14 protein-coding genes are annotated in these 15375 nt (G+C 44.0%); 7 read left to right on the forward strand and 7 right to left on the reverse strand.

Features of this window, described 5'->3' with window-relative positions; all coding sequences use genetic code 11:
* Positions 1–374: 374 nt before the first annotated feature.
* Together rodA and ACZ43M_RS23100 are read right to left on the reverse strand one after the other, a co-directional pair.
* On the reverse strand, positions 375–1547 hold the full coding sequence (rodA, locus tag ACZ43M_RS23095; protein ID WP_464504852.1) for a rod shape-determining protein RodA: 1173 nt from the start codon (positions 1545–1547) through the stop codon (positions 375–377).
* A 136-nt stretch (positions 1548–1683) separates the two neighbouring features.
* The gene (locus tag ACZ43M_RS23100) at positions 1684–2442 is read right to left on the reverse strand and encodes a DUF4931 domain-containing protein (protein ID WP_464504853.1); all 759 of its coding nucleotides are present in this window, start codon (positions 2440–2442) and stop codon (positions 1684–1686) included.
* 175 nt (positions 2443–2617) lie between these two features.
* Between ACZ43M_RS23100 and ACZ43M_RS23105 the strand changes: the two genes are divergently transcribed.
* On the forward strand, positions 2618–3400 hold the full coding sequence (locus ACZ43M_RS23105) for an undecaprenyl-diphosphate phosphatase (RefSeq protein WP_464504854.1): 783 nt from the start codon (positions 2618–2620) through the stop codon (positions 3398–3400).
* A 78-nt stretch (positions 3401–3478) separates the two neighbouring features.
* Here the strand turns inward: ACZ43M_RS23105 and ACZ43M_RS23110 are convergent, their stop codons facing one another.
* Positions 3479–4141: an FMN-dependent NADH-azoreductase gene (locus ACZ43M_RS23110; RefSeq protein ID WP_464504855.1), complete on the reverse strand. Its 663-nt coding sequence runs from the start codon at positions 4139–4141 to the stop codon at positions 3479–3481.
* A 246-nt stretch (positions 4142–4387) separates the two neighbouring features.
* On the opposite strand from ACZ43M_RS23110, the gene ACZ43M_RS23115 reads away from it, so the two are divergent.
* The 5 genes from ACZ43M_RS23115 (at position 4388) to ACZ43M_RS23135 (ending at position 8722) form a co-directional block, all read left to right on the forward strand.
* Positions 4388–5332: a substrate-binding domain-containing protein gene (locus ACZ43M_RS23115; RefSeq protein ID WP_464504856.1), complete on the forward strand. Its 945-nt coding sequence runs from the start codon at positions 4388–4390 to the stop codon at positions 5330–5332.
* Positions 5329–6201 carry an ABC transporter substrate-binding protein gene (locus ACZ43M_RS23120; RefSeq protein ID WP_464504857.1) on the forward strand — a complete coding sequence of 291 codons (873 nt, stop codon included), beginning with the start codon at positions 5329–5331 and terminating at the stop codon, positions 6199–6201. Before ACZ43M_RS23115 ends, ACZ43M_RS23120 begins: the two co-directional genes overlap by 4 nt.
* A 71-nt stretch (positions 6202–6272) precedes the next feature.
* Complete coding sequence (locus ACZ43M_RS23125; RefSeq protein WP_464504858.1) at positions 6273–6971, forward strand: ABC transporter permease; 699 nt, start codon at positions 6273–6275, stop codon at positions 6969–6971.
* The gene (locus ACZ43M_RS23130; RefSeq protein ID WP_464504859.1) at positions 6968–7714 is read left to right on the forward strand and encodes an ABC transporter ATP-binding protein; all 747 of its coding nucleotides are present in this window, start codon (positions 6968–6970) and stop codon (positions 7712–7714) included. Before ACZ43M_RS23125 ends, ACZ43M_RS23130 begins: the two co-directional genes overlap by 4 nt.
* Positions 7715–7960: 246 nt before the next feature.
* A complete protein-coding gene (locus ACZ43M_RS23135; protein ID WP_464504860.1) occupies positions 7961–8722 on the forward strand; it encodes a (S)-benzoin forming benzil reductase in 762 nt (253 codons plus the stop codon).
* Positions 8723–8940: 218 nt separating this feature from the next.
* On the opposite strand, the gene ACZ43M_RS23140 is transcribed toward ACZ43M_RS23135, so the two are convergent.
* On the reverse strand, positions 8941–10314 hold the full coding sequence (locus ACZ43M_RS23140) for a HAMP domain-containing sensor histidine kinase (protein ID WP_464504861.1): 1374 nt from the start codon (positions 10312–10314) through the stop codon (positions 8941–8943).
* A complete protein-coding gene (locus tag ACZ43M_RS23145; protein ID WP_464504862.1) occupies positions 10292–11002 on the reverse strand; it encodes a response regulator transcription factor in 711 nt (236 codons plus the stop codon). The genes ACZ43M_RS23140 and ACZ43M_RS23145 overlap by 23 nt, the downstream gene beginning before the upstream one ends.
* Positions 11003–11167: 165 nt before the next feature.
* Between ACZ43M_RS23145 and ACZ43M_RS23150 the strand changes: the two genes are divergently transcribed.
* Positions 11168–12604: an IS6 family transposase gene (locus tag ACZ43M_RS23150; protein ID WP_464504863.1), complete on the forward strand. Its 1437-nt coding sequence runs from the start codon at positions 11168–11170 to the stop codon at positions 12602–12604.
* A 581-nt stretch (positions 12605–13185) separates the two neighbouring features.
* Here the strand turns inward: ACZ43M_RS23150 and ACZ43M_RS23155 are convergent.
* Positions 13186–14703 carry a flotillin family protein gene (locus ACZ43M_RS23155; RefSeq protein ID WP_464504864.1) on the reverse strand — a complete coding sequence of 506 codons (1518 nt, stop codon included), beginning with the start codon at positions 14701–14703 and terminating at the stop codon, positions 13186–13188.
* 69 nt (positions 14704–14772) lie between these two features.
* Positions 14773–15309, reverse strand: a complete 537-nt coding sequence (locus ACZ43M_RS23160; protein WP_464504865.1) for an NfeD family protein — start codon at positions 15307–15309, stop codon at positions 14773–14775.
* Positions 15310–15375: the final 66 nt, after the last annotated feature.

Consider the following 15375-nt stretch of genomic DNA (forward strand, 5'->3'; position numbering starts at 1 on the left):
CCTATATATGAAGAAACGAGGCTTGCCATAGCCTCGTTTTTTATTTCGTTTGGATATTTCGCCGAATTGTTGTTAGATTCCGCGAAACTTGGGAGGAATTTCGCAGGAATCCTGTTTAATTTCGCCAAACTTATCAGGTATTTCGCCGATTTTTCGTTTTATTTCGCGAAACTGATTTTTAGGTACCTCTTTTTAATAATACCTTACCCAGTTTGAGCAGCGTTGGAGAGATTTCGCGGAAATCTCGTTGTATTTCGCTAATCATGTCACTTATTTCGCAGAATCCTTGTTACATTTCGCTAAACTGGCTACCTATTTCGCCAAACACCATTTCAGACCACAAAAAAAGAGCAACTCCCAAGAAGTCACTCTGTTTATGCCGTCGTCGAAAACATATACTTTTTATAATGGTACCTGATCGAAAAGATGAGTCCCAGCCCCATCATGTTCCCCAACAAGGCACTTCCCCCGTAGCTGATGAACGGGAGTGGAATCCCGGTAATCGGCAGCACGCCGATGGTCATACCGATGTTTTGGAATACGTGGAAGGTAATCATGCTGATAACCCCGACACAGATATACGTGTAAAAGTGGTTCTTTGTTTCCATTCCGACCTTGGTAATATGGTAAATCAGCAGGAAGAATAAACTGATCAGCACGCTTGCACCGATAAAACCGAATTCCTCGCCGACGACACTGAAAATAAAGTCGGTGTGGCTTTCCGGTAAATACACCTCGCGATTGCCGTAGCCCTTCCCGCCGGTTTGTCCGGAACCGATTGCCAGAAGCGATTTCGTCAACTGATAGCCTGCCGAACTTTGGAAGTTATACGGGTCGAGCCACGAATAAATCCGACCGAACTGGTATTGCTTAACGCCGAGATATTTTTCCAGTATCTCCGGTTTCAATAACACAAAATAAAAGATAGTCGAAATAAGCGTGATTCCCACGGAAAAAATCGGTACAAGCAGCTTCCAAGAGATTCCGGCAATAAAGACCATTCCCAGCAAAATCGCCAAGAACACAAGAGATGTACCCAAGTCCGGCTGCTGCATAACCAACAGCAATGGAAGCATCGTGGTAAGGCCCAGCTTTACTAACAGCCATAAATCAGTCTGGAGTGTTTTAACCTGGTATTTCAGATGATGGTCATCTATGACCCTCGCCAGTGCAAGAATGATAAATATTTTAACAAACTCTGACGGCTGCAATGAGCCAAAGCCCGGCACCTTGTACCAACTCTTAGCCCCGTTAATGACTGGCGCGATGCTGGTCGGCGCCACAATCAAAAAGCCAAGCAGAAAAATTCCAAACCCGTAAGCATACCAGGTCAGCTTGCGCAGTTGATCAGAATCAAGTGTCATGACGGCAGTGATAATGCCGCCCCCCACTGCGTACCAAACAATCTGCTTGATTAAGAAGTTTTCCTTATATTGCCCGCTCGCCTGCGCGCTATAAATCGAGATACAGCTCGCCAAAAACAATAACATTACTATTAAAACTAAACTGTAGTCGAGCTTAGAATTTGTGTTTTTCGTTGAAGTCACGTTGAAAGTCCCCACCTTAGATGAACTTGTCCATTTCTCCATTATATTTTTATTGGGACGAAATCACAACTTCCAAGTCAGGGTTGGATTTATTTACAAATTAGGCCGGCATCCACTTGGGAAACCAGCCCATTTTTTAAAAATAAATCTCTTTCACACGATCCGCCATCCAATTAAGGTTGTTCGGAACCTGCGGCAGACCATAGCCAATGTATAGCGGAGTCGTGATAAACCGCGGGACAACCTTGGCGTAAATTTTTTCATCAAGATGATAGAAAAAGATATTATAGCTACTAGCTCGAAATGGGAAATGGTGCAGAATGTAATGGGCAGCGATTTGGATAAAGTCAGCGAATCGGTCGGTAAAACTCAAATCCGCCATGGCAATATTAAACTCGTAAAAGCCGACTCGAGGTTTCGTTGATAGTGTGAATGAGACACCGGTCTCCTCGGCAAGTAATAGTCCTTCAAACATTTCATGGTTCACTTTTTCATCATAATCAAGGTCATGCAAGCCAACAATCTGCATATGCGGATGGGCAAGCGTGCCCCCAGACAATGGGCCATGATTTTTGAAAAAAATAACCGATTTGTAGCTGCCTGTTTCCTCCATTTCCAGCCAATGTCTAAGACCAAAACTGATCAACCGATGCAAATGCTCTTTGGAGTAGGTCGATAGTTCTGCATGACAGTCGTCCGTTTCAATCAGTACTGTTTGATAGGCATTCTCCAGAACAGGGAATTTATTTTTCAATAGAATAATCGGACCATCGACCTCTATCAGGTCGGTCAACTCGTCACGCGCGCAAAAGGGGCAGGCCTGCTCCTTGTTACGGTAATTCTCCGGCTTTTTGACACCGATGGAAGTATTAAAATGAAGATGTTTATTTTCCAAACCCGCATCCCCTCTCAAAATCTATACTTCTATTTTATGGGAGAACGCTCCACCTTTGCACATAATTTGTTTGGGATGTTACGATCCAAATGGTAAAATATTAGTGAATTTCATGAATATGGACAAACTGGCATATTAATAAAATAGAAATATAACAGGAATGAGAGGGAACGCCATGTTAACGAAACTCGAAGCATTCATCCTTGGGATTATCCAAGGATTGACTGAATTTTTGCCGATTTCCAGTACCGGCCATCTTTATTTGGGGAGAAATTTATTTGGCCTTCAGGAAGCCGGGCTCCTGCTTGATACGATGCTCCATGTGGGCACATTGCTGGCTGTGTTTGTTTTTTATAAGGATGAATTTATTAAAATCATTAAGAACCCGTTTAGCAAATTGACATTTTTACTCGTCATCGGGACGATTCCGGCTGTGATTTTCGGACTGGCGTTCAAGGATTATATCGATGAAATCTCGAAGACCGGGGTAACAATTGGATGGGAGTTCTTAATTACGGGGCTTTTCCTATGGCTGGCTGATTCGGCGAAAAATGGCCATAAGCATATGGATGACATCAGCTATAAGGACGCCTTTATTATCGGGACGTTCCAGGCGGTGGCGATTATGCCAGCGATTTCCCGTTCCGGCATGACAATTGTCGCTGCCCTGTGGCGCAAGCTTGACCGTGAAACAGCGGCATACTTCTCCTTCCTATTATCAACGCCAGCGATTGCCGGTGCGATTGTGCTGCAAACAAAGGACTTGTTTGGTGGCGGCGGAGAGGAAATCTCATTATCCGCCCTTGTCGTCGGAATCGTTGCCTCCGCCGTGTTCGGCTATATCGCAGTGAAATGGATGATTGGCTACTTGAAGAAGCATTCATTAAAGCCATTTGCAATATATGTATGGGCACTTGGGCTGCTCGTACTGTTCTTCCAGTTTACAGGCCGGTTCTAATTTAAAAAAGAGGCCAGGGGGACGGTTCTGGTGGGGCCTATAGCCCCACCAGAACCGTCCCCCTGGCGCGCGTTTTACTTATAATGTAACTTCTAATTTTGCCATTTCTCTTGCAGCTGCGGCTGCTTTTTCTTTTGCGGCTGCCATGATTTCCGGAATTTGTTTCGGGAAATGGTCTAAGCCTTCTGCATAAATTGTTTCCATCAAATCAAAGCCGAGGAATTCAAGTGCCTTTGTTAAATAACGGTCGCCCATTTCAAAATCGACCATCGGCCCAGTGGAGTAAACACCGCCGCGGGTTTGGATGTGAATCGCTTTACGGCCAGTCAACAGGCCTTGTGGACCTTCGACAGTATTGGTGAACGTTTTTCCGTGAAGGAACATGCAATCCATGAACGATTTCAAAATCGGCGGTGCCCCAAGGTTCCATATCGGGGTAACGAACACATAGTAATCAGCAGCGATAAAGCGGTCGGCTAGAGCATGCATTTTTTCAAGCTTGGTTCGCTCGCCTTCAGACAGCTGATCCTTTGTGTAACCCATGAACGACAACTTTGCCCGGCCATACAATAAATCCATGTCAATTTCCGGGATATCCATGCTGTATAAGTGCATGTGCTCAACTTCTATGTCCGGCTGAACCTTTTTAAATTCCTCTAAAAACACTTCGCCGATCTGTGCTCCCTTTGAAAGCTTGGCATCACTTTTCGGATTGGCGGTTATATATAATAGCTTGGCCATTAGTATCCCTTCCCTTTAAAAAAGATATTTTTTCCTACCTTCAATACTACACTAATTTTTCATGTTCACCGTTGAACAATAAGTGAAGTTTATGAAAAAATTGTGAAATCGATTCTATTAAATTGAACAATTCGTGACATTTCCAAACAAAACCCCATTAAACTCAATAAAACTTAACAATACTTAACAAAAATCATATTCAATATGTTATGATTTTTTTAAAATATGGAAAAAGGAGGAGTTCAAATGGAGGACAAGGCCTATACTCCCGATGAAGTCGCCCAGATTTTTCAGATTTCCAAACACACCGTATATGAGCTTATCAAACGTGGAGAGCTCCAGGCCTTCAAAATCGGAAATAAAATGAGAATTGAGCATGCCGAGCTGGAAAGATTCAAAGAAAACACGAAAGCGCCGGCAAAGAAAAGTCTGGCAGAACCAGCACAAACTGCCCATAATCCGGTTGCGCCGATTCGCTTGTCCGGCAGCCACGACTTTCTGGTCGAGCATTTTACCAAACAGGCAGCTAGTGCCTTAAACCTGCAAATCCAGCCTTCTTACATCGGAAGTCTAGAAGGGCTGATGCTGCTGTATCGCGGCCAATCGGATATTGCCGCCATGCACTTACTAGATCCGACATCACATGAATATAACCTCCCATTTATCCAGCAGCTATTTATTTACGAAAAGATTCTAGTGATGCGGCTGGCAGCACGGGAACAGGGATTTATCGTCGCAAAAGGAAATCCGAAGAGCATTTTGAATTTTTCCGACCTGACGCGAAAAGACGTGCAGTTTATTAACCGGCAAAAAGGTGCAGGAACGCGATTTTTGCTAGATTCCAAGCTTTCAAGTCTTGGGGTTAATCCTAGTAAAATTAACGGCTATGACAACGAAGAATGGAACCATCTATCAGCGGCCTCTTATATAAGCAGAGGAATTGTCGATGTTGCCTTCGGAATTCAGTCTGCCGCCAGTCAGCTGGGGCTTGATTTCATTCCGGTAGCAAGAGAAAATTTTGACCTTGTATTTCGTTTTGCTGATGAAAACAAACAAAGTCTTACTGACCTGATTCATTATTTGCAATCCGACACCTTTAAAAACAGCCTAACCTACCTAGAAGGCTATGACGTTACAGAATTAGGAAAAGTCATTTATCAAACCACAACGGCGGAGGAATTATTCCTATGAGGAGAAATCGTTTATCGATTACCCTGTTTGCGTTCATGCTGCTAGTCTTATCAGCATGCGGAAACAGCACCGACAAAAATACAACAGCAGCAAAGGAAAAGAAAGAGCCTGCGACAAAAGCCGAACAAACCGAAATGATCCTAGCAACAACAACAAGTACACAGGACTCAGGCTTGCTTGATGTCATCCTGCCAATTTTTGAAAAAGAAAACAACGTGAAAGTGAAAACAATCGCCGTTGGTACGGGACAAGCCCTGGAAATGGGGACAAAAGGTGAAGCTGATGCACTGCTTACCCACGCTCCTGCTTCTGAAAAAGCTGTTGTTGACGCTGGTGATGCCATTAACTACAAGCGTGTTATGTATAACGATTTTGTTTTAGTAGGACCTGCTGAAAACCCTGCCGGTGTAAGCGGCGACGATATTAAAGCAGCGTTAAAAACGATTTCCGAATCAAAAGCTGTTTTCGTTTCCCGAGGCGATGATTCCGGTACACACAAAAAAGAACTTAGCATCTGGACTGCTGCCAACATTAAGCCAGAAGGCGATTGGTACGTTTCAACCGGACAAGGTATGGGACAAACCCTTCAAGTTGCTGCCGAGAAAAAAGGCTATGTGTTAACGGACCGCGCAACATGGCTTGCTCAAGAGAAGAATATGACTGACCTAAAAATCGTGGTTGACGGCGGCAATGATTTAAAGAACATCTACCACGTTATGCAGGTTAACCCAGAAAAACACCATTTGGTGAATAGCAAAGATGCTGAAAAATTTGTAGAATTTATGGTAGATTCAGAAACTCAAAAAGTCATTGAAGACTTTGGTAAGAAAGAATACGGACAATCATTGTTTATTAGCTATACTGAATAATTTTTTAGAGGCCGGCACAGATAAGGGCGCCGGCCTTTGACCAACTTTAGAAATGAAATCTGGAGGGCATTATGGAACTGCTAATCGATGGACTTAAGAAAGCAATAGAGATGATACTTACAGGCGATCCCGAAGTTTTTGCGATTGCGTGGCTGACTCTAAGAGTTTGTCTGTTTGCCATTTTGATTAGCACCCTCATCGGTTTGCCGCTCGGACTACTGCTTGGATTAACAAGATTCCGTGGACGCCGGGCGTTGTTATTGTTCATTAATATGGGGATGGGGCTGCCCCCTACTGTTGCCGGTTTATGGATTACAATGTTTCTATGGCGCTCCGGCCCGCTTGGCGAATGGAAATTGCTTTACACCCCGACGGCGATTATTCTGGCACAAGTGCTGGTTTCACTGCCAATCGTGACAAGCCTGACGTGCACCGCGTTTCAGCAAATCAACGATAAAATGTTACTGCAAATCAAGGCGCTTGGTCCGACCAAACTGCAGACATTAATGATCCTATTAAAACAATCAAAAATCGCCATTCTTGCCGCAATCATGGCTGGGTTTGGCCGTGTGATTGCCGAGGTTGGCGCCGCGATGATGGTCGGCGGCAATATTCAAGGTGATACCCGTATTTTAACAACGGCCATTGTAATGGAGGTTTCCAAGGGGAACTTTGATATCGCCTTGGCACTATCCTTCATTCTCTTGTCAATAACTCTAATGATTACTGCGTTACTGACATTTTTACAGCAAAGGAGGCGTTTCTCGTGACCACACCGATAATGGAACTGAAAAATCTCACTTATAAAGCGCAAAATCGGGAGATTCTCCATATTCCTCAGTTTGCAATTGGAGCTGGCGAGTTCCTTGGAATTATGGGCCCTAACGGTGCGGGAAAAAGCACTTTGTTGAAGCAACTGACTTTTTTGGAAAAACCGACGAGCGGGGAAATGCTCTACCGCGGAGTGGCACTGCCCTCCGGCGGCGCACCGCTTGAATTACGACGGAAGTTCTCGATTGCCTTACAGCAATCATTACTACTAGATGGAACCGTTTCTTACAATATTGCAATTGGGTTAACGTTAAGAAAGGTTCCGAAAGCCATTATTAAGGAAAAAGTTGCCCATTGGCTCGAGCTGTTTGGCATAAGCCATTTGGCGAAAAAAAATGCCTTGTATCTATCGGGCGGCGAAGCCCAGCGAGTAAATCTGGCACGGGCGATGATTATTGAACCGGAAATCCTGTTTCTCGATGAGCCTTTTTCCGCTCTCGACTTCCCGACAAAAATTAAGCTGATGGAGGATTTCAAGGAAATCATTTCTGAAACGAACACGACAGCCGTTTTTGTCAGTCATGACCTGATGGAAATCAACTATTTGACGAACCGCCTGGCGATTATCGTCGGCGGCGAAATCAAGCAATCAGGACCTACCCCTCTGGTCCTGGAGCATCCCAATTCTTCCACCCAATCCTTCCTGAACGAGTGGAAGAGGTTTTATCCAATAGCAAGATAGTTTTGGCAGCTCTTTAAACGGGGCTGTCTTTTTTATTTGCGAGTATGGGTGGTTTATTTGCTATTTCGTTCAGTTTATTTGCGATTTGGCACATTTTATTTGCGATTTTTACATTTCTATTTGCGATTTTTGATAATTTATTTGCATAAGCCAATTTTGTCAGCTTATGAAGGGTAGTTTTATTTGATAAATGCCAACCCAGGGCATAAAATATGAGTAAAAGAAAAGTTGCTGGGGGAGTTACTTGTGAAATATGCAATCATTACCGGGGCATCAAAAGGACTGGGAGCGGCAATTGCCAAGCGGCTCATGAACGAACGAATTGCGGTCATATCTGTCTCCCGTACAGAGAATGAAGAACTTAAAAGGTTTGCTAGTGAAACAGGCACCTATTATAGGCACTACTCCTGCAATCTTGCATTGGAAACAGAGGTTCAGGAAGTGTTTATGGAAATCTCTCATTGTATTTTTCAAAAGGATCCGAGTGAGATTATTCTTATTAATAATGCCGGCGTGGTTGAACCAATCCATACTGTTGGCAATCTGGACCAGACACCAATCATTCGCAACGTCCAAATCAATCTAATAGCGCCAATCTTGATTACCAATATATTTTTAAACAAAGCGCTCCATACTGAAACAAAGGTTAGAGTGGTGAATGTGACTTCAGGCGCCGCGGTCCGTTCAATTGAAGGCTGGAGTGTATATTGCAGTTCGAAAGCCGGGCTCAATATGTTTACGCAAACCGCTGCCTTGGAGCAGGCGGAATTAAAAACGCAGAATAAAATTATCGCGTTCAGCCCAGGAATCATGGATACAGAGATGCAGGGAACGATTCGCACGTCTTCTAAGGAAGGGTTCAAGGACCTAGAGAAATTTAAGGGCTATAAGGAAAACAATCTGCTGCTTCCGGCAGAAACAGTTGCCAATGCGTTGGTAGATTTGATTGTTGGCGGGGATGTTGAAAGCGGGAAGGTTTACAATATAAATGATTTATTGAATAAGTAAATACAAACGGCTGCCATTCGTTCTGATTGGCTGCCGTTTTTTGGAGAAGGGGCCGAGCATCTTTATTGCTTAACCATTTTGCAATGCTCTCTTCGTTTCGGTGGCCAATCGACCTTATTGGCTACCCATTTCACTGATTCCTCTTCGTCCGGGCGCCAATCGACCTTATTGGCTACCCATTTCGTGTTTCACTCTTCGTTTCGGTCGCCAATCGCCGATCAATCTTCCCTCGGAAACCACAAAGTAATGTTTGTCCCTTTTCCAAGTCTACTTTTTACCTTTATGATGCCTCTATGGGCATCCATCAGCGCTTTTACAATTGACAACCCGATACCGACACCGCCGGTTTTGCGGTCGCGTGATTTATCTCCGCGGTAGAAGCGTTCGAAAATATGCGGGATATCCTCTTCTTTCATACCGGAACCTTCATCCTCAATTTTGAACCCGACAAAGCCTTCTTTGTCTGTTGCCACCGAAATCGTTACGTTTTTGCCTTCTGGCGTATACTTTAAGGCATTATTGAGGACATTGGATAGAACCTGCATTAAGCGGTCCTTGTCGGCAATAAATAACTCTTCCTGCTTGGGCTCTTCAATCAACAGCCCCACACCTTTTTCTTTAAAAATCGGCATGAACATTTCCCATAGCGCTGCCAGCACGCTTCCGGCATCCAACTCGATTTTTTCAAGCCTCATTTGCGGATTCTCGGCGGCAAGCAATTTTTCCAGTTCATTCACTAGCCGAACCAGGCGCATCAGCTCTTCGTGACTTGCCTGCAGACGAGCAGGGGTTGGCTCCCAAATTCCGTCCTGGAATGCCTCAATTTGGCTTCTTAATGTTGCAAGCGGGGTCCGCAATTCATGGGCAAGGTCGCCGGTAAACTGTTTCCGCAGCATTTCCTCCTTCGAAAGCGACTCTGCCAAATTATTAAATGAAATCGCCAATTGCTTGACCTCAGTCGGCAGCCCTTTTAACGGGATCCGAATGTTCAAGTTGTGCTGCTGCAATTCATTAGCGGCAAATTGGAGTTTCTGCAGTCCGGAGGTTAATTTTTTCGAAAAAAGCATACTGAAGACAATTGCCAGCACGACCGTCAAGCAGACCGCTGCATAAATGTATAGCTGAATCGTTTGGATAAACTTGTATTCATCATCAATCAGGCCTTGCGGGTAGATGGCCACCAGCTTTCCGATTACCACATTATCTACCCTGATGGTATATGTCTTGGAATGCCATTGTTCCCCATTCAGCTCTGGCTCGGTTAACCCAAGGCTGTTGAGCATGCTGCGAATATTAGAGGAATCCATTTGGATTTGCCCGAACCGGTCATACAACTGAAAATAAAGCTGATCGCCCATTGCGTACTCATGCAGCATCGCAAATACCGGATCCCTGGTAAAATGGCCATTTTTCAGATAGTCCTTCTCAATTTCGGTGATAATTCGGTCAACCTTTTTCTCGCGGTTTCGGTCGAGATAACTATTAAAGCTCTCTTCAAAACCATACTGAATAAAAAAGCTGACAAACAGAATCCCGATCATCGAAATCAGGACCAAGTAAAAAAGAATCTTAGACCGCAGCGTTTGCAGCATCAAGTACCCCTCCAAATTTGTAGCCCATGCCAAACACTGTCACAATGAACTCTGGCTGCCTTGAGTCCATCTCAATTTTTTTACGAAGATTTTTAATATGGGTATCGACGCTTCGCTCATAGCCCTCATAATACATGCCCTCGTCCTGAATCTTTTCAAGGAGGTCCATCCGACTGTAAACGCGCCCAGGGTTGGTCGCCATATTGGTTAACAGCTTGTATTCAATCGGCGTCAGGGTAATGTATTGGCCGTTAACGGTTACTTCTTTTTTCTCTAAATCAATGGAAAGTTTCTTTGAATTAAACTGGAGCCGATCGACCTTTTCGGTCTTCTTGATGCGGCGAAGGATGGCTTGAACGCGAACAACCACCTCGCGTGGACTGAACGGTTTGGTTATGTAGTCGTCCGCCCCCATGACGATGCCGTTGATCCGATCATCCTCGGCGGATTTTGCTGTCAGCATGATAATCGGAACGTCCGATTCCTTCCTGACCAGGCGGCAGACTTCTTCCCCGGAAATGTCCGGCAGCATTAAATCTAATATAATTAAATCAGGGCTGACGGTTTTTGCCTTTTTCAAGGCGTCGATGCCGTTGTCAGCACTGTGAATCTCGTAACCTTCCCTCACCAAATAAGCCTCGAGAACTTCTACTATTCTACGTTCATCGTCGACTAATAAAATCTTCATAGTAATCACTCCCCATACCATTAACGTATTGTAAAAACTTTTATAAGAAATAGGCTATAGAATCCTATTATAGAGGGCTTTATAAGCAAAAAAATTGCCACCCCCTTAAATCTAAGGATAATTGAGGTTACCACACTCTCAACAACCTAGATAGGAAGTGACAATTTGTACCCTCAAATTATAACCTATTTATTAACTTTTATTAAGTACCAAGAACAAATAATTCGAACATTACTTACCCTTCTTATTGGGAAGGGGATGTTTGAAAAGCCTGAGGAAAAACCTGTAAATAAACCTTATCGTAAACTCCAGGTGGATGATCTTCCGATCATCGAAACCATTCAGAAACTTGATTACCGAAGCCTCCTAACCGAATACCTGGAGAAGAACGGTAAACAACTAAAACCTGTTCAAAGGCGTTCGAATACAAAGGCATGTGTGCCCAAGTCAATGAAATGTCCGCAGTGTGGTGCTCCAGCGGATTATCTTTATGCCAATAATGGAGGCAAAGGACAGTTTCAATGTAAGGTGTGTGCCTGTCTTTTCAATGATAAAAATCGTTATTCGAAGGAGGCTATTTTGAAGTGTCCTCATTGTTCTAGGACCCTTGAGAAAGTCAAAGAGCGAAAAGACTTTGACGTGTACAAGTGTAAAAATAATGACTGTTCCTACTACCAGCAGAAACTGAATGGCATGTCTGCGAAAGAGAAGAAACAGTTTAAAAAGGATCCACAAGCCTTTAAATTAAGATATATCTTCCGGCAGTTCCACATTGATTTTCAGCCATTGTCAAAGGCTTCTCCTAAGAAACCAAAGGTTGACTTGGCCAGGCTTTATGTGTCGCCACATACATTGGGGCTTATTTTAACCTATCACGTTAACTATGGCCTTTCGGCCCGGAAGACAGCTGCACTCATGAAAGATATCCATGGTGTTTCTATATCGCATCAAAGCATTTTAAATTACGAGAACGCAGTTGCATTAATCCTTAAACCTTACGTAGACCACTATCCCTACGAGCTTTCTGATCAGTTCTGTGGGGACGAAACCTATATTAGGGTTCAAGGTCGTTGGCATTACTTGTTCTTCTTCTTTGATGCGGTAAAAAAGATCATTCTGTCTTATCCAGTGTCAGCAAATCGAGATACAGCGACAGCAATCCGTGCCATTGATGATGTCCTAATGAAATTTAAAGAGATTCCGGAAGATCTTACATTTGTGGTGGACGGCAATCCGATATATCTCTTAGCCCAACACTTTTACGCCCAGCATGATATTCACTTTGACATTACTCAGGTCATTGGGCTTACCAATGAAGATCCTGTATCAAAGGAGTATAGGCCTCTCAAACAAGTGATTGAAAGACTCAATCGCACATTTAAGGGCAATTATCGCTCAACACACGGGTTTGGGTCCGAACATGGGTCTGTTTCGTTTGTGACGCTTTTTGTGGCTTACTTTAACTTTTTACGGTCTCACTCAGCGTTAGAAGGTAATGTGCCAGTGGTTAATCCAGAGCTCTTACTGCGACCGAATATGCCTGCACGCTGGACTAAATTAATAGGTTTAGCTCAAGATTGGATCATTGAACAAACAGTCTAACTTTTTGTTTAGCAGAGCCCTTGAACCCACTAGCAACCGGCGAAGCGAACTCTTGACAAACCGAACTTGCCAATGGTTTAAAATGGAAATACCAAGGGCTATTTGGCATGCCTTCTTTTTGTCCCCGTCGCCCTTGATAAAGGAATCTCAAACCATTGGCGTGTTTGTCAAGAGCGGTTGCGGGGCCGACGCACCCAATATGTGGAAAGGAGCCTAACCCCTTAAGGAGTTTTCATAGAACTTTTGACACTACCACCATTAATATACCATGCTGGGTCTGTGATTTTTCTAACTTCACAAATTCACCACAAGTTCTTCATAACATCTTCAATCTTTTTCGATAGGATGTAGTTACAGAAGGTGATACGTAAGGACCCCCAAAGTTTTCGTTATCACCTTCTAGATGCAGTAAGCTCTCTTACTCATCCCAAAATACCTCTCTCTTATATAAAACGGGTGCCCCTGAATGTGGAGCACTTTTTCTTTTGTTTACGGTCGCATATGGCCTTTCTATGCGAGCTCTTTTTTCGCACAAAAAAATCCCTACCAGGCACATGCCCAGCAGGGATTCCATTACTCTATTAATCTTCCTTCTTAATTACGTCAGTTAATTCTTGAATGCTGCTTTTTACATTCGATTTCCCAGAGTAGTTCTCAATCAATTCCTTAACGTCGATGCCGCTAGATGCCTTCAATGACTCCTGGAGGCTGGCCATCAGATTGGTCGCATAGCTGGTGATTTTGTTGGCTCCTCCCCCATTTTCACCAGAACCGCCAGTGTCGACGACAGTAATCTTATCAATATTGGAAAGTGGTGCAGCGACTTGCTTCGCGTATTCAGGAAGCATTTTGACAACCATATCGAGAATTGCTGCCTGGCCGAACATTTCGAACGCTTCGGCGATTTTTTCCTTGGCTTCCGCTTCGGCAAGACCTTTCATCCGGATAACTTCCGCCTCTGATAGACCTTGGGCCTTTTGTGCTTCCGCTTTGGCAAGACCGTCGATGCGGACTCGTTCCGCTTCCGCTTTCGCCATTGCTTCAATCCGGTATTTATTCGCTTCTGCTTCAGCGATTTGCTTCGCTTTTTCCGCTTCAGCAGCCTGGATAACCGCATAGCGGTCGGCATCGGCTTTCTTCTTCACTTCGGAATCATATTGACGCTCACGGCGAAGGATTTCTTTTTCCTCGAGCTCGATTTGCTTTTGACGCTCAATAATTTTGACTTGCATTTCTTGTTCAGTAACATCTTGTTTGGCCTTGGCACTTTCAAGATCGTAGGCCATATCGGCGCGCGCCTTGGCAATATCCTGCTCGCGGCGGAATTCTGCTGTTTTCAATTGATTCACTTTTTCTGCTTCGGCGATTTCAGTGGCCCGCTCTAATTCAGAACGTTTGGCTTCTTTGTCTGCTTCAGCTTTTTTAATCCGGGTTTCTTTATCCGCCTCAGCTGTGGCGATATCAGCATCTCGCTTCACTTGCGCAATCCGCGGCTTACCAAGTGCATCCAGATAGCCGTTTTTATCACGGACATCTTTAATCGTAAATGATACGATGACAAGTCCCATTTTCGCCAGGTCTTGTGATGCGACACGTTGAACCTCTTGCGAGAATTTATCACGGTTTTTATAAATTTCTTCGACTGTCATGGAACCAAGGATGGAGCGCAGATGCCCTTCAAGAACTTCCTTCGCTTCATTTTCCCGATCTTCTTTGGGTTTTCCAAGGAATTGTTCAGCGGCAGTGGCAATTTCGCTAATCGAGCCGCCAATTTTGATGATGGCAACCCCATCGGCCATAACCGGAACTCCTTGTTCGGTATATACTTCAGGCGTGGTAACTTCAAGTTTACTAGATAATAGACTTAACGGCTCGGCCTGTTGAAAAACTGGCAGGATAAACGTACCGCCGCCACGGATAATTTTGATTTTATTTCCCGCTTCGTCTACTTGCACATTTTTATTTCCAAGAAAACTTCCTGTGACAATTAGGGCCTCGTCCGGACCTGCAGTTTTGTACTTGGTAACAAAGACTCCAATTAGTGCGATTAAAATAAGTGCGACAATCCCGATGATAATCCATACAAAGCTAAATTCCATACCATTACCTCCTCTTTCTATCTTAATGAATATTTTAGCCGGCAGAGGTAGATTCCGCCGAGTAACTAACTATAAAAAGCTTTCTATTTCCTGATGAATCGTGACTTGTAGAACACCGTTTTCCACCTGGACCACGAGCACCTTTGTGTCGTTTGGAATTGCTATACCATCAAAGCTGGTCGCAGGTTTGGCAATCCGGCCGCTGGCGTTCTCAATGATTACTTCACCGTAGCCATCAACAGGAATCGGCGTGATCACCTTGCCAATCCGTCCCCTGAGGTCAGATTCTTTATAAACCAGGGACTCCTCTGCGGAGGACAGCGGTACGAGAACAAAAACATTTAGTAAGGTAACAAGAAAAAATGAGATAACTGCGGAGATGCCTAAAATAAGTAAATCATGCAGGCTTGATAATCGTTCAAACAAGTAGCCGCTTGCGGAAAGAAGCGTGATAAACGCCAATATTAGTACCGGATTTAAGAAGTGAAGATCACCAGTATCGAAATGAAACACATCCGCAAACAAGACATACAAGAACGTTAAGACTCCCGAAATAATCAGGGCGTACAAATAAATCGTCGCAATGGGCAGGCCGAATAGTTCCATTCGCATCATTCCTTTTCAAAAATTGTATTGTTGGAAATACAAAGGAAAGGGTACTTCAGGGGATTT

It is taken from the genome of Neobacillus sp. B24 (genome assembly GCF_055381825.1).

What these genes read in the sequence shown, in the direction of transcription:
- ACZ43M_RS23145 (WP_464504862.1), bottom strand. Translation starts at nt 11,002, where the DNA reads ATGAAGATTTTATTAGTCGACGATGAACGTAGAATAGTAGAAGTTCTC.
- ACZ43M_RS23110 (WP_464504855.1), bottom strand. Translation starts at nt 4,141, where the DNA reads ATGGCCAAGCTATTATATATAACCGCCAATCCGAAAAGTGATGCCAAG.
- ACZ43M_RS23120 (WP_464504857.1), top strand. Translation starts at nt 5,329, where the DNA reads ATGAGGAGAAATCGTTTATCGATTACCCTGTTTGCGTTCATGCTGCTA.
- ACZ43M_RS23105 (WP_464504854.1), top strand. Translation starts at nt 2,618, where the DNA reads ATGTTAACGAAACTCGAAGCATTCATCCTTGGGATTATCCAAGGATTG.
- ACZ43M_RS23160 (WP_464504865.1), bottom strand. Translation starts at nt 15,309, where the DNA reads ATGGAACTATTCGGCCTGCCCATTGCGACGATTTATTTGTACGCCCTG.
- ACZ43M_RS23115 (WP_464504856.1), top strand. Translation starts at nt 4,388, where the DNA reads ATGGAGGACAAGGCCTATACTCCCGATGAAGTCGCCCAGATTTTTCAG.
- ACZ43M_RS23140 (WP_464504861.1), bottom strand. Translation starts at nt 10,314, where the DNA reads ATGCTGCAAACGCTGCGGTCTAAGATTCTTTTTTACTTGGTCCTGATT.
- ACZ43M_RS23155 (WP_464504864.1), bottom strand. Translation starts at nt 14,703, where the DNA reads ATGGAATTTAGCTTTGTATGGATTATCATCGGGATTGTCGCACTTATT.
- ACZ43M_RS23125 (WP_464504858.1), top strand. Translation starts at nt 6,273, where the DNA reads ATGGAACTGCTAATCGATGGACTTAAGAAAGCAATAGAGATGATACTT.